Source organism: Clostridium sp. NSJ-145, assembly GCF_021044725.1.
GTDB lineage: Bacteria > Bacillota > Clostridia > Clostridiales > Clostridiaceae > Clostridium > Clostridium disporicum_B.
Window position 1 is genome coordinate 28,122 of record NZ_JAJNOS010000005.1, and the last position, 25,239, is coordinate 53,360.

A 25,239-nucleotide genomic window follows, 5' to 3' on the forward strand; every position below is an offset into this window, starting at 1 on the left:
TATTTATAAAAATATGTATTAATTATATAGTAAGTGGTTGTGATAAGTCAATAATGATATAAAAAATGAAAGACAATATTATAAATTAATATATGAAATTATAATATATGATTAATTATCTAATAAGAATATTAAATGCATTTTTGATAAAACTAAACTAAGAAATAATATTTTACAAAGGATGGAGTGTTTTTATGGCAATTTTAAACAGTATTCTAGGGATAGCATTTATATTCCTAGTAGCTTTTTTGCTTTCAAACAACAAGAAAAAGATAAATTGGAGAACTATTATAATTGGATTTTTAATTCAATTTGGATTTGCGCTTGCTGCATTAAAATGGAGCGTAGGTAAATTTATATTAAGCAAAATAGCATTAGGAGTACAGTCTGTAATAAACTATGCAAATGAAGGAATAAAATTCTTATTTGGTTCATTAACTAATGATGGAAGTATATTTGCAGTTAATGTATTAGGGGTAATAATATTCATATCAGCAGTAGTTTCAGTATTATACTACTTAGGTATTATGCAATTTGTTATAAAAATAATAGGTGGAGCCTTATCTAAACTTTTAGGTACTTCTAAGTTAGAAACTATATCAGCTTCAGCTAATATATTCTTAGGTCAAACAGAAGCACCACTTTTAATTAAGCCTTATGTTGAAAAACTTACTGAATCAGAACTATTCACAGTAATGGTTGGTGGATTAGCTTCAGTTTCAGGTTCAATTTTAGTTGGATACTCTTTATTAGGTATTCCAATAGAATACTTAGTATCTGCAAGCTTTATGTCAGCACCAGCAGGATTGATTATGGCAAAGATTATAATACCTGAATTAAAACAAGCAAAAGTAAATGATCAAATAGAAATGGTAAAAGACGATTCTGCAAATGTTGTTGATGCAGCAGCTAAAGGGGCTATAGATGGATTAGGTTTAGTTTTAAATATAGCGGCAATACTTTTAGCATTTGTAGCTTTAATAGCACTTATTAATGGTGTAATAGGATGGGGTGGAGGATTCTTCGGAATAGCTAACCTAAGCTTACAATCTATTTTAGGATATATTTTTGCACCAGTAGCAACAATAATTGGTGTGCCGATGAAAGAATCAATTGCAGTAGGTTCGTTAATAGGTCAAAAGATTATATTAAATGAATTCGTAGCATTTACAAGTCTTTCACCACTAATGGAAACATTATCTGCTAAAGCTTCAGCAATAGCAACATTCTCACTATGTGGCTTTGCTAATATTTCATCTATAGCAATCCTTATTGGTGGAATTGGTGGTATGGCACCGAGTAGAAAAGGTGATATAGCGAGATTAGGATGGAAAGCTATTATAGCGGGAACTTTAGCTAACCTTCTAAGCGCAACTATAGCAGGACTTTTATTAACAATATAGTTTAAATAATACCCTCTGAGATAGATCTAATTATTAGATAGCTTTAGAGGGTATTTTTTATTGATAAAATTAATAACTTAATATAGATATTTATTAAATAGGTTATTGATATAATGACAAATTTTAATTGTATTATAATATAGGAAAATTTAAATTGTATTATTTTGAGTATTGATATTATGAAAAATTTTTATATAATAAGAATGTTTGTAATGTTTTATATTTAAAATAGGAGGTAAAGATATGAGCTGTTTAGGAAATATAGTGTGGATAATATTTGGCGGATTCTTTGGAGCTATAGGATGGATATTTACAGGAATATTATGGTGCATAACTATAGTTGGAATACCTGTGGGAAAACAATGTTTCAAAATGGCAAAGCTACAATTCTCACCATTTGGAAAAGAAGTTATAACTGTAAGCGATAGTAGTACAAGCCTTATTTTAAATATATTTTGGATAATCTTTGGTGGATTTGAATTATGCATAGCTAATCTTATAAGTGCATTGATTTTATGTATAACAATAGTAGGTATACCATTTGCAGTTCAAAGTTTAAAGTTAGCCAAACTATCATTAATGCCCTTTGGGAAAAAAGTAAAATAAGCATATTAAACTTGGTATTTAAAAGTACTAAAGTTAAATAAATTTATACAAAAGAAAAGGAGAAAATATGGCAATTTTAAACAGTATAGTAGGAATTGTTTTTATTTTTCTAGTAGCTTTCTTATTATCAAATAATAAGAAGAAAATAAACTGGAGAACAATTATAATTGGATTTTTAATTCAATTCGGATTTGCTGTTGCTGCATTAAAATGGAGCGTAGGTAAATTTGTATTAAGCAAAATAGCATTAGGAGTACAATCTGTAATAAACTATGCAAATGAAGGGATAAAATTTTTATTTGGTTCACTAAATAATGATGGAAGTATATTTGCAGTTAATGTATTGGGAGTAATTATTTTTACATCAGCAATAGTAGCAGTTCTGTATTATTTAGGTGTAATGCAATTTGTAATAAAAATAATAGGTGGGGCACTATCCAAACTTTTAGGAACATCAAAGTTAGAAAGTTTATCAGCTTCTGGTAATATATTCTTAAGTCAAACAGAAGCACCGCTTTTAATAAGACCTTATGTTGAAAAATTAACTGAGTCAGAGCTTTTCACTGTAATGGTTGGAGGAGTTGCATCTGTATCTGGATCAGTATTAGTTGGATATTCATTACTTGGTATTCCAATAGAATATTTAGTATCTGCAAGCTTTATGGCAGCTCCTGCAGGACTTATTATGGCTAAGATTATAATACCTGAATTAAAACAAGCAAAAGCAAATGAACAAGTTGAAATGGTAAAAGATGATTCAGCAAATGTTGTTGATGCAGCGGCTAAAGGTGCTATAGATGGATTAGGTTTAGTTTTAAATATAGCAGCAATACTTTTAGCATTTGTAGCTTTAATAGCACTTATTAATGGATTAATAGGATGGATTGGAGGATTCTTTGGAATAGCTAACTTAAGCTTACAATCTATTTTAGGATATATTTTTGCACCAGTAGCAACAATAATTGGTGTACCGATGAAAGAATCAATTACAGTAGGTTCATTAATAGGACAAAAGATTGTATTAAATGAATTCGTTGCATTTACAAGCCTTTCACCACTAATGGCAACATTATCTACTAAAGCTGCAGCAATAGCAACGTTCTCACTATGCGGTTTTGCTAATATTTCATCTATAGCAATTCTTATTGGTGGAATTGGTGGTATGGCACCAAGTAGAAAAGGTGACATAGCAAGATTAGGATGGAAAGCTATTATAGCAGGAACTTTAGCTAATCTTCTAAGCGCAACAATAGCAGGACTTTTATTAACAATATAGTTTAAATAATACCTCTGAGGTAAATCTAATTATTAGATAACCTTAGGGGTTATTTTTTTGTTTATAAAATTATATTTAAAAAATTCTAAAGTAATTTTATATATTACTTTTTATGTTAACTTAGAATTTTTTATCTTAAGAAATTTTTAATAATTATCTTGAAAGAATTGTAAGATTTCTATTCTATTATATATATAAGAAGAATCTAGATTGTTAGAAGTCTTAAAAGAGGATGATATGATAATTCTCATGATATAATAAATAAATGAAGAAAGGGGAGTAGGAACATATGAATAAAAATAGAGTATTAGTAGTAGATGACGATAAGGAGATAGTTGAAGCAATTGATATATATTTAAAAAATGAAGGGATTGAAGTTATTAAGGCTTATGATGGTATGCAGGCTATAGAAGCTTTAATAGAAAAAGAAGTACATCTTATTTTAATGGATATAATGATGCCTAAAATGGATGGACTTAGAACAACTATGAAAATAAGAGAAGAAAAAAACATTCCTATTATATTAATATCAGCAAAATCTGAGGACACAGATAAAATATTAGGTTTAAATATGGGTGCTGATGATTATATAACTAAGCCATTTAATCCGTTAGAAATGATTGCAAGAGTTAAATCACAGCTTAGAAGATATACTATGCTTGGAAATTTCGGAACTGTACAACAAAGAGGAGAATCTAATTCAATAATTAGTAGTGGTGGTTTATCTTTAAATCTTGATAGTAAAGAAGTTGTAGTAGACGGTGAAATTATTAAGGTAACAGCCACAGAATTTGGGATACTAGAATTACTTTTAAGAAATCAAGGAAGAGTATTTTCTATAGATGAAATTTATGAAAAAGTGTGGAAAGAGCCAAGTTATAATGCTGAAAATACTGTGGCAGTTCATATTAGAAGGATTAGAGAAAAGATTGAAATAAATCCTAAAGATCCAAAATATTTAAAGGTGGTGTGGGGTATTGGATACAAAATTGAAAAATATTAAAAGTAAATATTCTGATTATATAATTTATGGTTTAATTCTTATACTATCTTCATCTATATTTTTATCTGTAATGGAAATTAGAAATAATTACAGATTTTTTTCTGAGAAGTCATTATATTTAGGTGGAGAATTAAATAGTGAAATAGAAAGTTATGCTGCAAAAGCTGTAGATTATTCTTTGTTTTATAAGTCTTCGGATTATGCAAAAGATAAAGAGAACATAACGGAAAATGATATAGAGATATGTAAAGATGAAATAAGAGTAAAGATAGAATCTGAGACATCGGAGAAAATTAATTCATTATATAATGATTCAAGTTTTAAATACATGTCAGATGAGCGGATAGAAAAGAAAATAGAAGAAGTAAGCAAAGAAGTAGAGGATAAATATAATTTTACAGATGATGAGTTTGAGCAATATGTATTAGAAAGAAAAATTAAAAGTTACAATACTTTGAGTAATGAATTAAATTCTTATAAAAACTTAAATTTTAGTGCTTATGATGAAACAACAAAAAAATGGATTAGTAATGAGAAGAAAGATATAGCCAATCTAAAAACTAATAGCGGATATTTTGCAGAAATAAATATAGCTACTAACGGAAAGTTAAGTAAGAATATTTACGTAGATGGAAAAAGCATAGAAGAAGAGGATTATTATAATTATTATGATTATTATTATCCTTATACGTACTATGAAAGTGTAGTTTCAAGTGAAACAAAATATGAAGGCTATGATGCTGATTCGATTGAAAATCATAATATAGTAGCTTATGTTTGGGTTCCTAAGCAGATAGCAAAGGGAGATTCAGTATACTCAGCATGGCAAATAGCTAATGAAAATAGAAATAGACTTTTACTTAGCGGAGTAGTTTTACTTGTATCAGTTTTAATTCTTTTATGTATAGCACGAGTGTTAAAAAAGAAGAATTATATTAATAATATAATAGATATAATAATAAATAAAATAAAGGATTATCCAATAGAGTACAAATTAGCAGTTGGATTAGGAATTTGGATAATATATATGATGAGTAGATCATCGATATATTATAAGGGATATATATCGTGGTTTAATTTTAAAAATATTATATTAACAGCAATTCTTTTTGGAGTTTGGTATATCTTATTAAGAGATTTATACTTAAATTACAAGGAAAAAACTATATTAAAAAATAATATTAGTGTAAAACTGTGGGCTCAAATTCAAGTATTGATGAAAAATGGATCAATATTTAGAAGTATTTTATTAATGTTTTTAATATATGCTACAATTGGAGGAATACTATTATTTATGGCTATGGTAGCATATGATTTATTTCCGGTATTTTTAATTGCAGGAATAGTAGTAACCATAATATTTATTATTATAGTTCTTAAAAAATTAGCTTATTTAGAAAAAATAATGGATGGGGCCAAAGATGGAGCTGAAGGAAGATTAACTTATAAGATTGAAGAAAAAGGTCAAGGCAGATTTAGAGACTTAGCTCATAATATCAATAATATGAAAGAGGGGCTAAGGGAGTCTCTTCAAAATGAAGTCAAAAGTGAAAGAATGAAAACGGAGCTTATAACTAATGTATCTCATGATTTAAAAACTCCATTAACTTCGATAATAAATTATATTGATCTTTTGAAAAGGGAAGATATAGAGCCAGAATCAGCAAGAGATTATGTTAATGTACTTGATAATAAAGCACAGCGATTAAAGGTCTTAATAGATGATTTATTTGAAGCGTCAAAAGCTGCTAGTGGAGCAATGGAACTCAATATTGAAAAGATTGAAATAGTTCAATTGCTTAAACAAGTGCTTGGTGAAAATGATGAAAGAATAAGTAATCATGGATTAAGCTTAAGAGTAAATACTCCTGAAGAAAAAGTGTTTATAAAAGGTGATGGAAAAAGATTATATAGAGTATTTGAAAACTTAATTTCTAATATAGTTAAATATTCTATGGAGAATACTAGAGTATATATAGATATTATTAAAGAAGATGAGTGTGTAAAAATAGTGATGAAAAATATTGCTGCATATGAATTGAACTTTGACGTTAATGAGATAACTGAAAGGTTTAAGAGAGCAGATGAAGCACGTACTAGTGAAGGTTCAGGTTTAGGGCTTGCTATAGCTAAGAGTATAGTGGAACTACATGGAGGAACATTTTATATAGAAGTAGATGGTGATTTGTTTAAATCCATAATAACTCTGAAATGTAGTTAAGTTTAATAAATTATATAATATTATAGGATTGAGTTAGAATGAAAAATCACTATGATATTATTAATAGATAATAATTGTTAGATAATAAAATTGGATAAAAGTACTTTAAAAAGACTACCATTAGAAATGATGGTAGTCTTTTTTATGCTTAAATGATAATATTATCAAATGATAATTAATATCAAATAATATATTGGAAAATAAGATGTTTCAATAACTGAGAGTCATTATCAACTATAAAAAATATTTAAAAAATTTCAAAAAAAGACTTGCAATTAATAATTATTATTATATAATAATAAATGTAAGGTGCATTAAGCACTGATAATAAATCGTAAGACAAAGAGTAAAAGATGTTAGAAGATAGATAATAAATGTTTGAATAAATAGGAGGATTTAATTATGAAGAAATTTGTATGTACAGTATGTGGATATGTTCATGAAGGAGATGCTGCACCAGCAGAATGTCCAGTATGTCACGTTGGAGCTGACAAATTCAAGGAACAAGGTGAAGGATTAAACTGGGCTTGTGAACACGAAATTGGAGTTGCACAAGGAAGTCCAGAAGATATAATGGCTGATTTAAGAGCAAACTTTGAAGGAGAATGTTGTGAAGTTGGTATGTACTTAGCAATGGCAAGAGTAGCGCATAGAGAAGGTTACCCAGAAATCGGTCTTTACTGGGAAAAAGCAGCTTATGAAGAAGCAGAACACGCAGCTAAGTTTGCTGAATTATTAGGAGAAGTTGTTACAAGCTCAACTAAGAAGAACTTAGAATTAAGAATAGCAGCAGAAAATGGAGCAACTGAAGGTAAATTTGATTTAGCTAAGAGAGCTAAGATTGCTAACTTAGATGCTATCCATGACACAGTTCATGAAATGGCTAAAGATGAAGCTAGACACGGAAAAGCTTTTGAAGGATTATTAAACAGATATTTTGGTTAACAAACTGTAAAAATGTTATAAAATAACCATTAATATATTTACTTTGCTAAATTATTCTATATAATTAAAATGTATAAAATAATAATTAATTGTTGAAAGATGGAGGGTTTAATTATGAAGAAATTTGTATGTACAGTATGTGGATATGTTCATGAAGGAGATGCTGCACCAGCAGAATGTCCAGTATGTCACGTTGGAGCTGACAAATTCAAGGAACAAGGTGAAGGATTAAACTGGGCTTGTGAACACGAAATCGGAGTTGCACAAGGAAGTCCAGAAGATATAATGGCTGATTTAAGAGCAAACTTTGAAGGAGAATGTTGTGAAGTAGGTATGTACTTAGCAATGTCTAGAGTAGCTCATAGAGAAGGTTACCCAGAAATCGGTCTTTACTGGGAAAAAGCAGCTTATGAAGAAGCAGAACACGCAGCTAAGTTTGCTGAATTATTAGGAGAAGTTGTTACAAGCTCAACTAAGAAGAACTTAGAATTAAGAATAGCAGCAGAAAATGGAGCAACTGAAGGTAAATTCGATTTAGCTAAGAGAGCTAAGATTGCTAACTTAGATGCTATCCATGACACAGTTCATGAAATGGCTAAAGATGAAGCTAGACACGGAAAAGCTTTCGAAGGATTATTAAACAGATACTTCGGATAATAAAAAGAAAAATCTAATAAAAAACAAAACCTATCATAAAAATATGAAATAAAAACCAGAAGATATTAATTCTTCTGGTTTTTTTGTTTATATCTAATGTTTTAAAAGGAAAAGTTTGATTATTAACTAACTTAATTAAGTGTTTCATAATGTACATAAATGTGGATTTTATATATTTAAACCAAATAAAAAAGAAAAAAATGGATTTAATAGAAAAAATAGTTGACTAAAATTGTTAAATATAATACAATAATTTCGAACTGGTTTTAGAACATGTTCTATATTTGAGGGGGGAATTACAAGTGAAAAGAAAAAAATTAAGCACTGTTATTATTAGTGCACTAATGACTTTAACTATTGCCACAGGTTTAGTTGGCTGTGGACAAAAATCAACTTCAGAAGATTCAGCTATTACTTTTAAAGCTGGTACTTATGAAGCAACAGCGAAAGGGCATAATGCAGATTTAAAATTATCTGTTACTGTCGATGAAACATCTATTAAGGAGATAAATATTTTAGAGCATAATGAATCTCCTGGAATATCAGACCCAGCGTTTGAGAAAGTTCCAAATGAAATAATTGAGACACAAAGTGTAAATGTAGATAGCGTTTCAGGGGCAACTGTTTCAAGTATGGCTATAATAACAGCTGTAACAGAAGCACTTAAGCAATCAGGAGTAGATATAGATGCTTTAAATAAGAGAGCAGAAGGAAATGCTGTCGAAGTTGAAGATATCGAAAAAACTACTGACGTTCTTGTAATCGGTGCAGGGGGAGCAGGTATGGCTGCTGCAGTTACAGCGCACCAAAATGGAGCTGAAGTATTAATAATTGAAAAAATGGGTAAAGTTGGTGGTAATACTATGATATCTGGTACTGCTTACAATGCTGTTGACCCAGTGAGACAAAAAGCACAAGGAATAGAGGACTCAGTTGAAAAGCATTATGAGCAAACTTTAGAGGGTGGAGACAATTTAGGAAATCCAGAATTAGTAAAGACACTTACTGAAAATGCTTACTCAGGAATTGAGTGGCTTGAAAGTTTAGGCATGCAATTTAAGGATGAGGTATTCACTGTTTTAGGTGGATTATGGCCAAGAGCTCATAAACCAGTTTTACCTTTAGGTACAGGATATTTTGAACAAGCATATATGCCATATTTAGAAGAAAATAATGTGGAAGTTATGCTAGAAACAAAAGCTACTGAACTTATCGTAGAAGATGGAAAAGTAGTTGGAGTTATAGCTGAAGGTTCTAAAGGAAATAAAGTAACTATAAAAGCAAATAACGGTGTAATATTAGCTACTGGCGGATTTGGTGCTAATGTTGAGATGAGACAAGAATATGATGGTATTTGGGGAACTTTAGATGAATCAATAGGTACTACTAATCATCCAGGAGCTACTGGAGATGGTGTTGTTATGGCTGAAGCTATAGGTGCTGAATTAGTGGGTATGGATAAAATTCAATTACTACCAATGGGTGATCCTGAAACAGGAAGTCTTACTGGTAATATAGAGCAAGGCGTTGAAGATCGTATATTTATTAACAAAGAAGGTAATAGATTTGTTGATGAAGGTGAACGTAGAGACGTTATGACTAAAGCTTTATTTGAGCAAACTGATGACTTTATGTGGATAGTTGTTGACCAACACTCATATCCAACAGGAGATACAAAAAATAACTTTAACGAAACTATAGATGAGTTAGTTGAAGCAGGAAGAGCTTATAAAGCTGATACTTTAGAAGAATTAGCTGAAATGATGGGTGTAGATAAAGATAACTTTATAAATGCTGTTAATAAATTTAATGAAGCTGTTGATGGAGCAGAAGATGAGTTTGGAAGAACTTTATTTGCGAATAAAATAGATACAGCACCATTCTATGCAGCAGCTAGAAAGCCAACAGTTCACCATACAATGGGTGGAGTTAAGATAAACACTAATGCTGAAGTTGTAAATACTAATGGAGAAGTTATTTCAGGATTATTCGCAGCTGGAGAAGTAACAGGAGGAATCCACGGATCAAATAGATTAGGTGGAAATGCTCTTGCAGATATAACTGTATTTGGAAGAATTGCAGGTGAAAATGCAGCTAAAGCAAACAAATAAGAATATAAGCAGATAATAGTTAATCCCCTAAATTGATTATTATTATATAGGCCATAGAAGTTTTCTTCTATGGCCTAATTTATTTAATTGAATAGATAAAGTAAAGTGGTGATTATAGGTACCTTATGATAAAATAGTATAAAATATTAAATAGAATGCAAGAGTATTTCAGGAGTATAGATATGAGCAAATGCACTAGAAAGCAAATAGAAAAAAGAAAACAAATAATTGAGGCTACAAAGAGCATTATGGATGAAATAGGATTTGAAAATGTAACGGTAAGAGGTATATGCAAGGCAGCTAATATTTCTATAGGAACTTTTTATCATTATTTTAATGATAAAGGAGATATAATAATTCAATTATATACAAGTGTTGATGAGTATTTAAGCGAGATTGAGATAGAAAAATTAAGTGATGAAGATGAACTAAAAAATATAATTACATTTTCAGAAGAGTATGGTAGATTCGTAGCTGATAGTGGGTTAAGTGTAGCAAAACAAATATTTGGAGCAGCAATTAATACTGAATCTGATCAGATTTATAGATCTATAGAAAGAGATATAAATAGGATTATATTTAACATAATAAAAAGGGCTAAAGAAAAAGAACAAATTAATACTGACTTTAGTACAGAAGAAATTTCAAATATGATATTAATAAATATTAGAGGAATAGTTTTTGATTGGTGTAAGTTCCAGGGTCAGTATGATTTAGTTGCACAAATAAGAAATAGTATCAGTATATTTGTAAGAGGCATTAAAAGATAGTAAAAATATTTTATAAAAATTAAAGAAGTAGCCTTTGTATTAGCAAAGATTAATATAGTATATAATATTAATTGTATATAAATATAATAAGGGAAGTTGGTGAAATATTGGGAGCGTATATATTTTTAGCAGCATTAATATTTTTTATAAATATGGTATTAGTGTTCTCGTTAATATTTATTGAGAGAAAAGAGCCTGATACTACATGGGCATGGTTATTGATATTATTAATATTACCAGGTATAGGGTTTATAATATATTTAATGTTTGGCCAAAATCTAAGTAGACAAAAATTGTTTAGGGAAAAAAAGATAATAGATAAAGTTAAGACTAAAGCAGTAAAAGAGAAACATGAATTATCTAAAAAGGATGATAAAAAGTTTATAGATAATTATAAGAGCTTAATACTTATGAATTATAATCATTCAGGGTCAATATTTACTAATGGAAATGATGTTAAAACTTATATAAATGGAGAGGATAAGTTTAGAGATCTATTTAATGATATAAGAAACGCTAAAAAATTTATACATATAGAGTACTATATCTTTAGATTTGATGATTTAGGAAAAGCTTTGATAAATGAGCTTAAGTTAAAAATTGAAGAAGGTGTAGAAGTAAGATTATTAGTAGATGGAATGGGCTCTAAGAGTCTTAAAAAGAAAGAAATACGATATATTGAAAGCATAGGAATCAAATTTTCAGTATTTTTCCCAGGAATATTACCTCATATAAATACCCGTATAAATTATAGAAACCATAGAAAAATAGTTGTAATAGATGGAGATATAGGTTATGTTGGTGGATTTAATGTAGGAAACGAATATGTAAATAGAGGAAAACAGTTTGAGTTCTGGAGAGATACTCATATAAGGGTTCAAGGTGAGGCTGTAAATGAATTAAATAAGAGATTTATCTTGGATTGGGATTATGCTGCAGAGGAAAATATAAATGATATGACGGAGTTTTTCCCAGAGCATAAGATTTATGGAGATGTAGGTATGCAAATAGTATCTTCTGGGCCAGACCATATGGAAGAGTATATTAAGAATGCATATATGAAAATTATTAATGATGCCAAAGAATATGTATATATTCAAACACCATATCTAGTTCCAGATGGACCTGTTATAGAAGCATTAAAGATATCAGCATTATCAGGCGTTGATGTAAGGATAATGGTTCCTGGAAAGCCAGATCACTTTTTTATGGAATGGATGTTAAGTGCTAATATTGGACTATTACTTGATTATGGAATTAAATTTTATAGATATCAAAAAGGCTTTATACATGCAAAAACTATAGTATCAGATGGAAAAGTATGTAGTATTGGGACAGCGAATTTGGATATAAGAAGCTTTAAATTAAACTTTGAAGTAAATGCTATTATGTATAATGAGGAAATATCAAAAGAACAAGAAAATATTTTTTATAAAGATCAAGAAAAGTGTAAGCTTGTCACCAAGAAAGAGTACGATAATAGAAGTAGATCCCTTAGAATTAAAGAGTCATTAATAAGGCTAATTGCTCCTATCTTATAAAATGCGTGTTGACAATATGGTTAAAATTGGTATAATTAACACAAGAGAAAAATAAAACATTATACGAGGTATTATTATGAAAGGATTAAGAAAAGAATTATTTGCAAAATTATATAGCTATTTTTACTTTTTTATGTTCTGGGGCTTTTATTTTAGCGCTGGCTATTTCTTTTGCAAAAATAAATATAATTCTATCTTAATGGGAGTATAATAATAGTACACATTTTTATAATGTTATATAAATAAGTGTTAATAATTTTGTTATATCAAAGAGAACTCATTAAGAGTTCTCTTTTTATATTTAAACTCCAAATTTAAATTTGGCTAGTTTGAAATACTCCTACGAACGTATGTGAGTAGCGAGTTTCATTTAAATAGTAAATTTTTAATTTGGAAAGCTTATAGCACACCTACGAGTGAATGCGAGTAGTGTGTTTCATTTAATTATTGACTAAATAAAAGGGGGCAATTTAAATGGTTGTAATTTTAAAACCAAAAACAAGTACAGAGGAGATTAATAAATTAACTAAGGACTTAGAGTCAAAAGGGGTTACAGTTAATCCTGTAATTGGAACAGAGCTTATTATTTTAGGATTAGTAGGAGATACAAGTAAAATAGATCCATGTTATATTGAAGCTAATCCTTATGTAGAGAGAGTAATGCATGTTCAAGAGCCTTTTAAGAAAGCAAATAGAATGTTTCATCCAGAAGATAGTATTATAGATGTAAATGGAAATACTATTGGTGGAAGAAAGATTTCTATTATTGCGGGACCTTGTTCTGTTGAAACTGAAGAACAAATATTAACTGTAGCAGAAGATGTTAAGAAATATGGGGCAAGTTTCTTAAGAGGGGGAGCCTTCAAGCCAAGGACTTCACCTTATAGTTTCCAAGGGTTAAAATATGATGGATTGGAGCTATTAAAGATAGCTAGAAAACAAACAGGATTACCTATAGTGACAGAGATAATGTCACCATATGATATAGATATATTTGCTGAGAATGTAGATGTAATTCAAGTTGGAGCAAGAAATATGCAAAACTTTGACCTTTTAAAAGAACTTGGTAAAATAAATAAACCAATACTTTTAAAGAGAGGTTTATCAGCTACCATAGAAGAATTACTTATGAGTGCTGAATATATAATGGCAGGTGGTAATGAGAATGTAATTCTTTGTGAAAGAGGAATAAGAACATTTGAAACTTATACTAGAAACACTTTAGATTTAAGTGCGATACCTGCAATTAAAAAGTTAAGCCATTTACCGGTAATAGTAGATCCAAGCCATGCTGCAGGAAAGTGGTGGATGGTTGAGCCTTTAGCAAAAGCTGCAGTTGCAGTAGGTGCAGATGGACTTATAATAGAAGTACACAATGACCCACAAAAAGCATGGTGTGATGGACAACAATCAATTAAACCGGAATTATTCAGAAATATTATGAATGATTTAAGAGTAATAGCAGAGGCAGTTGGTCGCGAAATTTAGGAGGAGTAAAAATGGATTTAGTTGTTGATTTAGGGGAAAGAAGCTATCCTATTATAATAGAAGATGGATTATTAGATAGAGTTGATGTTGAGATAAAGAAAGTCTTTAATGGTAATAAGATATTTATATTAACTGATAATAATGTTAATAAGTATTATGGAGATGTTATTTATTCAAAACTAGAAGAAGTAGGTTATGAAGTTAAAAAACATGTATTATCTGCTGGTGAAGAAAGTAAGAGCTTCTTTACCTTACCAGAGGTTTATAATTCATTATTAGAATTTAATCTTACTAGAAGTGATTTGATAATTACTTTAGGTGGTGGAGTAATTGGAGACCTTGGAGGGTTTGTTGCATCAACTTATCTTAGAGGTGTTAGCTTTGTCCAAATACCAACATCACTTTTAGCTCAAGTTGATAGTAGTGTTGGAGGGAAAGTTGCAGTTGATTTAGAAAAAGGAAAAAATCTTGTAGGTAGCTTCTATCATCCTAAGTCAGTACTAATAGATCCATTAGTATTAAAGACTTTAGATAAGAGATTCTTAATTGATGGAATGGCTGAAGTTATTAAGTATGGATGTATAAAGGATAAAGAACTTTTTAAATATCTTGAAAATATTAATGATTATAATGAATTAATCAACAATATTGGAATTATTATCCACAGATGCTGTGGTATAAAAAGGGAAGTTGTGGAAAAAGATGAGAGAGATAATGGAGAAAGAATGTTATTAAATTTCGGTCATACTATAGGTCATGCAATAGAGCAATATTATAATTACTCTAAATATACTCATGGAGAAGCTGTGGCTATAGGAATGTATAATATTTCTCTTATAAGTGAAAAGTATGGTCTTACACAGGTAGGTACAAGTGTGAAAATAAGAAGTATTTTAGAAAAATATGACCTTCCATATAATATGGACATTGATATAGAAAATATTTTAGATACTATGAATTTAGATAAAAAGAAATTAGGTAAAAAGTTAAATTTAATTATTTTAAATGAAATAGGAAAATCTGAAATTTATAAAACTACAAATGAGTTTTTCAAAAAGTAAAGGTGAGATATTATGGCAGATTTAAAAGTATATCCATCAAAATTAGAAGGAAGTATAAAAGTACCTCCTTCTAAGAGTATGGCACATAGAGCGATAATTTGTGCAGGTCTTAGTGATGGAAAAAGTAAAATTGATAATATAGATTATTCTGATGATATAATTGCAACTATTGAAGGGATGAAAGCTTTAGGTGCTAATATTATTAAAAAAGGTGACAGTTTAGAGGTAGAAGGCATATATTCATCTTCATTAAATAGAAAAGTAGAGAGAGTTATTGATTGTAATGAGTCAGGGTCTACTTTAAGATTTTTAGTTCCAATAGCATTATTAATCCCTGGTAAAAGTAAATTCATAGGAAGAGGTAATTTAGGGAAAAGACCTTTAAAGACTTATTATGAAATATTTGATAAGCAAGGAATTAAATATTCTTATGAAAATGAAAAGCTTAATCTAGATGTAGAAGGAAATTTAAAAGGTGGAGAGTTTTATGTTGAAGGTAATGTAAGTTCTCAATTTATTACTGGATTACTTTTTACACTTCCATTATTGAAGGAAGATTCAAAAATAGTAATAACTACAGAGATGGAATCTAAAGGATATATTGATTTAACACTATCAGCTATGAAAGAGTTTGGAATTGATATAATTAATAATGATTATAGAGAATTCATTATAAAAGGAAATCAAAAGTATACTTCTAGAGATTATAGAGTTGAAGGTGATTATTCTCAAGGAGCATTCTTCTTATGTGCAAATGCATTAGGGAATGATATTGAAGTAAAAGATTTATCTCTTAAATCCCTTCAAGGAGATAAAGAAGTAGTAGATATATTAGAGAGAATGGGTGTTGAATTTATCAATTCTGAAAATGGTATTAGAAGCAAAGTTAAGAATGAAATTAATTCAACGATAATAGATGGATCTCAGTGTCCAGACATAATACCAGTACTAGCTGCAACGGCTGCGTTGGCAAAGGGAAGAACAGAAATAATAAATGCGAGTAGGCTAAGAATTAAAGAGTGTGATAGATTAGCTGCCGTAAATAGCGAATTATCAAAGCTTGGAGTAAATGTGGTAGAAAATGAAGATGGACTAATTATTGATGGTATTGATAGTTTAGATGGTGGTATTGAAGTTTGGAGCCACAAAGATCATAGGATAGCAATGACATTAGCAATAATTGCTACTAGATGTAAGAATCCTATAATTATAAAGGATTATGAATGTATAGCTAAATCTTATCCAAATTTTTTTGAAGACTATAAAATGTTAGGAGGTAAAGTAGATGAGTGGAATGTGGGGAAGTAAAATAAAGATATCTATATTTGGTGAATCCCATGGAAATGCTATAGGAATAAATATTGATGGATTACCTAGTGGGTTAGAATTAAATTTAGAAGATATAGCTTATGAAATGAGAAGAAGAGCTCCAGGTAAGAGTCCATTATCTACAGCTAGAAGTGAAGAAGATATTCCAGAAATATTGAGTGGATATTTTAATGGAAAAACTACAGGAACACCTCTTTGTGCAATTATAAGAAATACTAATACAAGATCAAAGGATTATAGTCTTTTAAAGGATGTAATGAGACCAGGTCATGCAGATTATAGTGGAAATATTAGATATAACGGTTTTAATGATTATAGAGGTGGAGGGCATTTTTCGGGAAGAATAACTGCACCTTTAGTTTTTGCAGGAGCTATATGTAAGCAAATATTAAAAGAAAAAGGTATAGTAGTAGCAGCTCATGTTAAGTCAATAAAGGATATTAAAGATAAGAGTTTTCTTGATTCAGATATAGATTTAAATTCTGTAGAGGCATTAAAAACTTTTGAGTTACCTTTAATAGATAAAAGTATTGAAGAGAATATGAGAAAAGAAATATTAGAAGCTAAGGAAGATATGGATTCAGTAGGTGGAACTATTGAATGTGGTGTATTTGGAATAAATCCAGGTGTAGGAGATCCATTTTTTGATTCAGTAGAATCAACATTAGCTCATCTTTTATTCTCAGTACCGGCTGTAAAAGGTGTTGAATTTGGACGAGGATTTGAATTGACTAATATGAGAGGTTCTCAGGCTAATGATGAGATATATTATGAAGATGGAAAAGTTAAAACTAGAACTAATAATAACGGTGGAATATTAGGGGGAATAACTAACGGTATGCCAATAATATTTACAACTGCCATAAAACCAACTTCATCTATTGGAAAAGAGCAGAAAACAGTAAATATTAATACAAAAGAAAATACAATATTAAAGGTTGAAGGAAGGCATGACCCTTGTATAGTTCAAAGAGCTATCCCAGTGATAGAGGCTGTTACTGCAATTGGAATATTAGAGCTATTATCGTAAAGTGAAAAGTTTAGATTGCGCAAAAGGTAAAAGGATTACCCTTGGTAATAGAGAAAAGTTTTGCTATACGAAAGGGGAAAAGTTGCCTAAGACAAGATTATGGTTTTGATTTGCAAAAGGTGATAGATTCCATTTGAATAGTGATGCTTTTGCTTTGCAAAAGGTAAAATAATTGCAGTTGGAAATTGAGATAGAGGAATGAACGTAGAGAAATATAAATAGAAGTGAGGTGGAGATTATGGATCTTTCAGATTATAGGAAGGAAATTGATGAGATAGATGAAGAGATGACTAGGCTTTTTGAAAGGAGAATGGATATCTCTGTTAAGGTTGCAGAATATAAAATTAATAATAAATTACCTATCTTTAATGGTGGAAGAGAAGCTGAAGTAATTCATAAAAATGTTAAAAGGTTAAAAAATTCAAGCTATGAATCATTAATAAGAAAGTATTTTAATCATTTAATGGAGTTAAGTAGAGCACTTCAACAAAGGAGATTTAATGAATGTAATAATTGCTCTACAGAAGCAAATGGAAAAATTAGAGATGGTAAGTTAGGATTTCAAGGTTTAGAAGGCTCTTTCAGTGAAGAAGCAATGATAAAGTATTTTGGAGAAGAGAGAGAAACATCTCACTATGAAACTTTTGAAGACGTATTTGAAGCTTTAAAAAATAATGAAATAGATTATGGAATTTTACCGGTAGAAAACACTTCAACTGGTGCTATAACAGAAGTTTATGACCTTATGAATAAATATGGTTTTTATATAGTTGGAGAAGAGTGTATTAAGATAAATCAACATCTTATAGGATTAGAAGGAGCTACTTTAGATAATATAAAGGAAGTTTATTCACATCCACAAGGTTTTCAACAAAGTAGTGAATTCTTGAAAACTAATAAACAGTGGATATGTATACCTTACTACAATACAGCAACAAGTGTTAAAAAAGTATATGATTTAAATGATATAACAAAAGCAGCTATAGGAAGTGAAAGAGCTGCTAAGCTATATGGGCTTAAAATATTAGCTCATAATATAAATAACCAATATGAGAATCAGACTAGATTTTTAATAATAGGTAGAAATTTAGAATTTGATGAAAATTCAGATAAAGTAAGTGTTGTTTTTTCATTAGAAGATGAAGTGGGAACATTATATAGTCTCTTAAATCACTTTGCAGAAAATAACATAAACTTAAAGAATATTGAATCAAGACCAATTAAGAACTCACCTTGGAAGTATTTATTGTATGTAGATTTTGAGGGGAATTTAAATAGTATTGAAGTTAAAAATGCTTTGAAATTAATTCAAAAGAATAGTGGGTATTTTAAGTTGCTTGGTAATTATAAAAAATTTAGCTAATTAGGAGTTAATGTTATGGATTTTTTTGGGCTATTAGGAGAAAAATTAAGTCATAGTTTATCACCTGAAATTCATGGTACTATATTGAAAAGTATAGATAAATGTGGAGAGTATAAGCTTTTTGAAATAGAAAGAGATAAATTAGGTGAATTTATTGAAGCAGTTAAGCTTTTTAATGTAAGAGGATTTAATATTACTATACCTTACAAACAAGAAATAATGAAATATTTAGATTTTGTATCTGAAGAAGCTAAAAGAATTGGGGCTGTTAATTCTGTAGTATTAAAAGATAATAAACTATATGGATATAACACAGACTACTTTGGATTTGGAGCTACTTTTGAGAGGAAAAAAATTACTTTTAAAGATAAGATAGCAGTAATCTTAGGAACAGGTGGAGCTTGCAAAGCAGCTTTAACATATATTTTAGATAATGAAATAAAAGAATTATATTTAGTTAGTAGAAATCCGAAGGATGTAAGCTTGAATGTGGATGATAAGAGGTTGAAAGTTATTAGCTATGATGAATTAAAGTGTATAAAAGGCAATATTATTATTAACTCTACGCCTGTTGGCATGTATCCTAATAAAGATAGATGTCCGATAGGAAAGGATATAATTGATAATTATGATGTAGTAATGGATCTTATATATAATCCATTAGAAACTAAATTTTTAGAGTATGGAAGAAAGAAAGAAAAGATAACTTTAGATGGTCTTTATATGTTAGTAGCTCAAGCTGTAAAAGCTCAGGAGATATTCCAAGAAATTAATATTGATGATGAGATAATAGATAATATATACCGAGACTTACAAGATAAATTTAAGTAATTGAGGGTGTTATTATGGAAAAGACTAAAAAAAATATTCTTTTAATAGGAATGATGGGTTGTGGTAAGACAACGTTGGGAAAGATATTAGCTAAAAAATTATCTTATGACTTTATTGATATGGATAGTTATATTGAAGAAATATCAAATGATACAATTTCTAATTTATTTAAAGTAAGTGAAGATAATTTTAGAAATTGGGAAACAGAGAGCTGTAGAAGATTAAGTAAACTAAAAGGGACTGTTATTTCAGCTGGTGGAGGAATAATAAAAAAAGATATTAATATGAAGCTATTTGATGAAAATAGTATAATAGTTTTTATAGATAGACCAATAGAGAACATTTTGGAAGATATAGATGTATCTAAAAGACCTTTACTGTCTGATGGAAAAGAAGTATTATATAAGCTAAAAGAAGAAAGATATGATTTATATAATAAGTATTGTGATTATAGGATTGTTAATGATGGAAGTATAGAAGAGGCTTTATATGGAATTGTTGAAGTTATTGAGAAGAATTAAAGTAAAGTGCGAATCACTTTGGTGAAAAGTTTGACTACGTCAAAAAGGAAAAAGTCACTGACATGACAGTGAAAATATTGCTTATGGCAATAGTGAAAAATGTTTATATTGGTACTTTTCACTTTAACTTAAGTTAACTTTTTACTGCTACAACAGTATCTTATTCATCTCGATGTAGTCGACTTTTCACTGTGAAGTTTGCTTCGCACTTTATTTAGGAGGCGGGATTTTAAGTGAAGGTAATAGTAATAAACGGACCTAATTTAAACATGGTTGGAGTTCGTGAAAAAGGTATTTATGGTACTAGAAGCTTTGAAGATATATGTGATTATATAAAAGATGAAGCTAATAAAAGAAATATAGAAGTAGAGCTTTATCAAAGTAATATAGAAGGGGATATAATAAATCAAATTCATAAATGTTACTATGAAGATTTCGATGGTATTATTATAAACCCAGGAGCTTATACGCATTATAGTTATGCAATACATGATGCTATAAAAAGTGTAAATATAAACACTGTAGAAGTTCATCTATCTAATATACACGCAAGAGAAGAGTTTAGACATAAATCTGTAACAGCACCAGCATGCATAGGACAAATATGTGGGTTTGGAGAAATTGGGTATATCTTAGCAATGGATGCGTTAAAAAAAGTTAATAGTTAAGAATTAACAAATAAGAGTTAAGAATGAAACTATTAACTATTCATTATAAAAAGGAGTGATAGTATGATAGTTGTAATGAATCCAAATGTAACAGATTCAGATATAGATATTGTAAAAAAAGAGTTAGAAAGTAAGGGGTTAAGCGTTCATTTATCACAAGGAAGTACTTATTGCATAATTGGAATAGTTGGAGATGCTTCAAATATAGATCCAGATAAGTTATTAACTTTTGATGGAGTAGATAATGTACTAAAAGTACAACATCCTTTTAAGAAAGCAAATAGATTATTTAAGCCAGAAGATTCTATAGTTAAAGTAGAAAATACTTTAGTCGGAGGAAATAATTTAGGAATTATGGCAGGACCATGTTCTGTAGAAAGTGAAGAACAAATAATAGATATTGCTAAAAAAGTTAAGGCTTCAGGTGCAAACTTCTTAAGGGGGGGAGCATTTAAGCCAAGAACTTCACCATATAGCTTCCAAGGATTGGAGCTTGAAGGATTAAGATTATTAAAGTTAGCAAAAAAAGAAACTGGACTTCCTATAGTTACAGAAATAATGTCAACAGATTACATAGATGATTTTGTTAGAGAGGTAGATGTAATTCAAGTTGGTGCAAGAAACATGCAAAACTTTGACCTTTTAAAACAATTAGGGAAAACTAACAAGCCTATTTTATTAAAAAGAGGATTATCAGCGACCATTGAAGAATGGTTAATGTCAGCTGAGTACATAATGGCTGGTGGTAATGAAAATATTATTCTTTGCGAAAGAGGAATAAGAACTTATGAGGGATATACAAGAAATACTTTAGATTTAAGTGCAGTTCCTGTAGTAAAGAGATTATCACATTTACCAATTATAGTTGACCCAAGTCATGCAGCAGGATATTGGTATTTAGTTGAGCCGTTAGCAAAAGCTGCAATTGCGGCAGGAGCAGATGGACTTATGATAGAAGTTCATAATAATCCACAATGTGCTTTAAGTGATGGACAACAATCTATAAAACCAGAATCATTTGACCAACTTATGAAGAAGATTAAGGTGTTGGCTGAAATGGAAGGAAAAAGAATTTAATATAGTTAATAGTTAAAAGATAAGAATAAATAGTTATAGCTAATACTATACAAAAGTTTTTATAAATTAATTTTAAAGTCAGCGTAAGCTGACTTTCTTCATACATTATTAACTATTAATCGTTAAGTGAATAAAAGGGGGCTATTTATGAATATTGTTATAATAGGACTTGGTGTGATTGGCGGAGGATATGCTATGGCATTAAAGGAAGCTGGTTATACTGAAGTATATGGGGTAGATAATAACATAGAAACATTAGAAAAGGCTAAGTTTTTAGGAATAATTAAAGAAGGTTGCCTTACAGGTGAAAGTGTTATTCCTAAGGCAGATTTAATAGTTTTGGCTGTTTATCCTGATTTAGTTAAAAAGTTTATTCAAAATAATATAAAGTTATTTAAAGATGGATTAGTTATTACTGATGTAACAGGAATTAAGGAACCTTTTATAGAGGAAGTAACAGAGATACTTCCAGATAATATAGATTTTGTTTTTGGACATCCTATGGCAGGACGAGAAAAAAAGGGAATAGATTATGCTACTAATACTGTATTTAAAGGAGCGAATTATCTTATAACTGTAACTCCAAAAAATAAAGAGAAAAATATAAGTTTAATTGAAGATTTAGCATATAAGATGGGCTTTAAAAGGGTTAAGAAAATAAGTCCAGAATATCATGATGAAATGATTGCTTTTACGAGTCAACTTCCACATGCATTAGCTGTGGCATTGATTAATAGTGATATAGAAGGTAGAGATACTGGAAGCTTTATTGGTGATAGTTATAGAGAATTAACTCGTATAGCTAATATTAATGAGACACTTTGGAGTGAACTATTTTTAGGGAATAAGAATAATTTAATTGTATCAATAGAAAATTTCCAAAGGGAGCTTGAAAGTATAAAAGAATGTATTAAGAACGATAATAAAGAGGGTCTAGAAAAATTATTTATAAAATCCACAAAGAGAAGAGAAAATTTATAAATTTTAGGAGGGTATTTATGTATTGTGAGAACTGTGGAATGGTAGTGAGTGATAATAGTAATTTTTGCTCAAATTGTGGGGCTAAAGTTAAAAAGCCTATACTAAAATGTAGTAACTGTGGAGCAGATGTTAAAGAATATGATACTGTCTGTGAAAAATGCGGACAAATAATAGAGCGAAAAACAAGCAATCATACTAAAAGCTCTACAGATGTAGAAGTATCATCAGTTAACTCAAATGCAAATAGCAACAGTACAGCTCAAAATACAAATGTTAATAAAAAACAAAAGTCTAAAGTTGTTGCTGGGATTTTAGGTGTTTTAGTTGGACCTTTCGGAGTTCATAGATTTTACTTAGGATATATAGGTATAGGAGTACTTCAATTAATATTAACATTTTTAAGTTTTGGATTAGCAAGTCTTTGGGGATTTATAGAAGGTATATTAATTCTTTGTGGTGTTGGAATCACAGAAGATGCTGATGGAGTACCACTTTCGGACGATTAAAATCGTGGTGAAAGGTTCCTACGGCAGATAAAAGGTCAGTTATGCTGAGGTGAAAAATTAGTTGCACTAAAATGAAAAATAATCTTTTACGAAGTAAAATAGGGAAAAATTTTGAGTTTGCATAAGTAAAAAGGGCGATTAACGCCCTTTTGTTTTACCTTGTATTCCTCTTTCGGCTAATATATCGTAAATAGTTTGAGAAGTTGTATCTTCTAATGTATATCCTAATAGCTTAACTATTTCTTCAAGTTTTTCAACAGAAGTTGTTTCGATTTCTAGGTAAGGAAAAGGACAGAAGCTTTTATCATTTATATCTATTTCTACAAGTGAATCATTAATTTTATAGCTTTCTCTATATTTGGATATAGACTCTTGAAGTTTAAGTCCTAAAGAAGTGAAAATTCTTCTAGCCATTTCTTTATTATCAACTATAACCTCATTTTCTTCCATAACTTTAAATGTATCTTGACTTAACATTTTTTTAGTAGTCATAAAAACTGTCTCTTTACCTTGTATTCTATCTACTGTAGTTCTTATTCTAGCATATCCTTTAGCAGATAAAAGTCTACCATCTTCAAAATCATATATTTCATTTACTTGGTCTTCAGATTTAACTTTTTCTCCACCAAGTGAAATCAGTTTATTTCTTATATCATCAACATCAATATCTACGATTCTTGTTTCTAATTCTTTCATTCAAAATACTCCCTTCAAATGTCATTAAAAATATTATAAACTAATGCTATAATAATAGCTATAATAATATATGTTTGACTACAATAGTAAGAGGTGTAAGGTATGGAATACATTAATGATATAAATATTCAAGAAGCTGTGATACATATTTTAGATAGTAATAGCGATGAGCCTATCTTAAATGAGTATAATTTAGAGTTGACTGAAGATATTTATAAATTTTTATATAGGCATATTGAGAAATGCTTAAAGGATGAAGAGTTAAAGACAGCTGTATTTAATCCAGAAAGAAATATAGTAAAAGAAATAGTACAGGATTATTTAAATGGAATAGATAAAGATATGATAACTTTATCTAGAGAACTAGCAAGACAACTTTTCGTAATAATGAAGGGAAATGTAAACATACCATCTTGTGATTTGATAGTTGCATTTTTGATAACGGACCAAGGACCTTTAATAGCAATATTAAAGATGGATTATGTTAAAAACTTTACTCATCAAGTTGATTTTGTTGGGGATAAAATAGGAATCGGAATAGTACCTCAAGCAGCAGGTCTTCCAGGTAGTTCTCAAAGAATACAGAAGGCGGCATTTATTAAACCAATAAGAGATGATCAAAGATTTGATTTATGGGTAATTGATAAACAGAAGAAGAGTAAAGAGGATGATGAATATGGAGCAAACTATTTTTTAAATAGTTTCTTAGGTTGTACAATAGTTGCTAATAATAGAGATATGACAAAAACTTTCTTAAAGGCTGCAGAAACTTGGACTAGAAGTAATGTAACAGAGGATGCAGATAAGGCAGAAAGAATAAGAACTACTATAAAGAGTAAGCTAAAGGAAGAGGATTCAATAAGTATAGATGATATTTCAAATCAGCTTTTCAAAGAAGAGCCTAAAGCAAAAGAGGAGTTTGCTACATTTGTTAAAGGACATGGATTAGAAGATGAAATTGCAGTTGATAAAATGTGGGTTGAAAAGAAGCTAAAAAGAATTAGATTAAAAATAGATAAGGAAATTGATTTATATATTGATGAAGAGGCATATCATGATCCAACTAAGTTTGAAATACAAAGAAATGGCGATGGAAGCATAAATATGATAATTAAACATGTAATTAATTATATTGAAAAATAGAGTAAAACAATT

23 protein-coding genes are annotated in these 25,239 nt (G+C 29.5%); 22 read left to right on the top strand and 1 reads right to left on the bottom strand.

What is annotated here, in order from left to right; all coding sequences use genetic code 11:
* The first annotated feature begins 194 nt into the window (after positions 1-194).
* The 21 genes from LQE93_RS05875 to LQE93_RS05975 all read left to right on the top strand — a co-directional run bounded on the left by LQE93_RS05875 (position 195) and on the right by LQE93_RS05975 (position 23,388).
* Positions 195-1,403, top strand: coding sequence for a NupC/NupG family nucleoside CNT transporter (locus tag LQE93_RS05875; protein WP_231072601.1), 1,209 nt, complete (start codon positions 195-197; stop codon positions 1,401-1,403).
* Positions 1,404-1,646: 243 nt separating this feature from the next.
* Positions 1,647-2,009, top strand: coding sequence for a YccF domain-containing protein (locus LQE93_RS05880; RefSeq protein WP_055265248.1), 363 nt, complete (start codon positions 1,647-1,649; stop codon positions 2,007-2,009).
* A gap of 67 nt (positions 2,010-2,076) precedes the next feature.
* On the top strand, positions 2,077-3,285 hold the full coding sequence (locus LQE93_RS05885; RefSeq protein WP_055265246.1) for a NupC/NupG family nucleoside CNT transporter: 1,209 nt from the start codon (positions 2,077-2,079) through the stop codon (positions 3,283-3,285).
* A gap of 289 nt (positions 3,286-3,574) precedes the next feature.
* Complete coding sequence (locus LQE93_RS05890) at positions 3,575-4,288, top strand: response regulator transcription factor (RefSeq protein WP_055265244.1); 714 nt, start codon at positions 3,575-3,577, stop codon at positions 4,286-4,288.
* The gene (locus tag LQE93_RS05895; protein ID WP_231072603.1) at positions 4,263-6,509 is read left to right on the top strand and encodes a HAMP domain-containing sensor histidine kinase; all 2,247 of its coding nucleotides are present in this window, start codon (positions 4,263-4,265) and stop codon (positions 6,507-6,509) included. Before LQE93_RS05890 ends, LQE93_RS05895 begins: the two co-directional genes overlap by 26 nt.
* A gap of 402 nt (positions 6,510-6,911) precedes the next feature.
* Entirely contained in the window at positions 6,912-7,454 is a 543-nt protein-coding gene (locus LQE93_RS05900) for an NADH peroxidase (protein ID WP_186839600.1), read from the top strand.
* A gap of 114 nt (positions 7,455-7,568) precedes the next feature.
* On the top strand, positions 7,569-8,111 hold the full coding sequence (locus LQE93_RS05905; RefSeq protein WP_186839601.1) for an NADH peroxidase: 543 nt from the start codon (positions 7,569-7,571) through the stop codon (positions 8,109-8,111).
* Positions 8,112-8,413: 302 nt separating this feature from the next.
* Positions 8,414-10,222 carry a flavocytochrome c gene (locus LQE93_RS05910; RefSeq protein WP_231072604.1) on the top strand — a complete coding sequence of 603 codons (1,809 nt, stop codon included), beginning with the start codon at positions 8,414-8,416 and terminating at the stop codon, positions 10,220-10,222.
* Between the two features lie 182 nt (positions 10,223-10,404).
* Positions 10,405-10,992 carry a TetR/AcrR family transcriptional regulator gene (locus LQE93_RS05915; RefSeq protein WP_186839145.1) on the top strand — a complete coding sequence of 196 codons (588 nt, stop codon included), beginning with the start codon at positions 10,405-10,407 and terminating at the stop codon, positions 10,990-10,992.
* A gap of 107 nt (positions 10,993-11,099) precedes the next feature.
* On the top strand, positions 11,100-12,533 hold the full coding sequence (gene cls / locus LQE93_RS05920) for a cardiolipin synthase (RefSeq protein ID WP_186839146.1): 1,434 nt from the start codon (positions 11,100-11,102) through the stop codon (positions 12,531-12,533).
* 474 nt (positions 12,534-13,007) lie between these two features.
* The gene (gene aroF, locus LQE93_RS05925) at positions 13,008-14,021 is read left to right on the top strand and encodes a 3-deoxy-7-phosphoheptulonate synthase (protein WP_055264546.1); all 1,014 of its coding nucleotides are present in this window, start codon (positions 13,008-13,010) and stop codon (positions 14,019-14,021) included.
* An 11-nt stretch (positions 14,022-14,032) separates the two neighbouring features.
* Positions 14,033-15,082 (top strand): 3-dehydroquinate synthase, encoded by a 1,050-nt coding sequence (gene aroB, locus LQE93_RS05930; protein WP_231072606.1) that lies wholly within the window; start codon positions 14,033-14,035, stop codon positions 15,080-15,082.
* A 12-nt stretch (positions 15,083-15,094) separates the two neighbouring features.
* A complete protein-coding gene (gene aroA, locus LQE93_RS05935; protein WP_186839149.1) occupies positions 15,095-16,390 on the top strand; it encodes a 3-phosphoshikimate 1-carboxyvinyltransferase in 1,296 nt (431 codons plus the stop codon).
* The gene (gene aroC, locus LQE93_RS05940) at positions 16,368-17,441 is read left to right on the top strand and encodes a chorismate synthase (RefSeq protein ID WP_186839150.1); all 1,074 of its coding nucleotides are present in this window, start codon (positions 16,368-16,370) and stop codon (positions 17,439-17,441) included. The genes aroA and aroC overlap by 23 nt, the downstream gene beginning before the upstream one ends.
* Positions 17,442-17,676: 235 nt before the next feature.
* Positions 17,677-18,804 carry a chorismate mutase gene (locus LQE93_RS05945; RefSeq protein ID WP_231072706.1) on the top strand — a complete coding sequence of 376 codons (1,128 nt, stop codon included), beginning with the start codon at positions 17,677-17,679 and terminating at the stop codon, positions 18,802-18,804.
* 15 nt (positions 18,805-18,819) lie between these two features.
* Positions 18,820-19,635: a shikimate dehydrogenase gene (gene aroE, locus LQE93_RS05950; protein WP_231072608.1), complete on the top strand. Its 816-nt coding sequence runs from the start codon at positions 18,820-18,822 to the stop codon at positions 19,633-19,635.
* A 14-nt stretch (positions 19,636-19,649) separates the two neighbouring features.
* On the top strand, positions 19,650-20,156 hold the full coding sequence (locus LQE93_RS05955; RefSeq protein WP_207731884.1) for a shikimate kinase: 507 nt from the start codon (positions 19,650-19,652) through the stop codon (positions 20,154-20,156).
* Positions 20,157-20,389: 233 nt separating this feature from the next.
* Positions 20,390-20,824 (top strand): type II 3-dehydroquinate dehydratase, encoded by a 435-nt coding sequence (gene aroQ, locus LQE93_RS05960; protein WP_231072610.1) that lies wholly within the window; start codon positions 20,390-20,392, stop codon positions 20,822-20,824.
* 63 nt (positions 20,825-20,887) lie between these two features.
* Positions 20,888-21,901, top strand: a complete 1,014-nt coding sequence (aroF, locus tag LQE93_RS05965) for a 3-deoxy-7-phosphoheptulonate synthase (RefSeq protein WP_231072612.1) — start codon at positions 20,888-20,890, stop codon at positions 21,899-21,901.
* Between the two features lie 147 nt (positions 21,902-22,048).
* On the top strand, positions 22,049-22,882 hold the full coding sequence (locus LQE93_RS05970) for a prephenate dehydrogenase (RefSeq protein ID WP_186839153.1): 834 nt from the start codon (positions 22,049-22,051) through the stop codon (positions 22,880-22,882).
* Positions 22,883-22,899: 17 nt separating this feature from the next.
* On the top strand, positions 22,900-23,388 hold the full coding sequence (locus LQE93_RS05975) for a TM2 domain-containing protein (protein ID WP_186839154.1): 489 nt from the start codon (positions 22,900-22,902) through the stop codon (positions 23,386-23,388).
* A gap of 138 nt (positions 23,389-23,526) precedes the next feature.
* Here the strand turns inward: LQE93_RS05975 and LQE93_RS05980 are convergent, their stop codons facing one another.
* Positions 23,527-24,084: a class IV adenylate cyclase gene (locus LQE93_RS05980; RefSeq protein ID WP_186839155.1), complete on the bottom strand. Its 558-nt coding sequence runs from the start codon at positions 24,082-24,084 to the stop codon at positions 23,527-23,529.
* 102 nt (positions 24,085-24,186) lie between these two features.
* Between LQE93_RS05980 and LQE93_RS05985 the strand changes: the two genes are divergently transcribed.
* Positions 24,187-25,227: a nucleoid-associated protein gene (locus tag LQE93_RS05985; protein ID WP_231072613.1), complete on the top strand. Its 1,041-nt coding sequence runs from the start codon at positions 24,187-24,189 to the stop codon at positions 25,225-25,227.
* Positions 25,228-25,239: the final 12 nt, after the last annotated feature.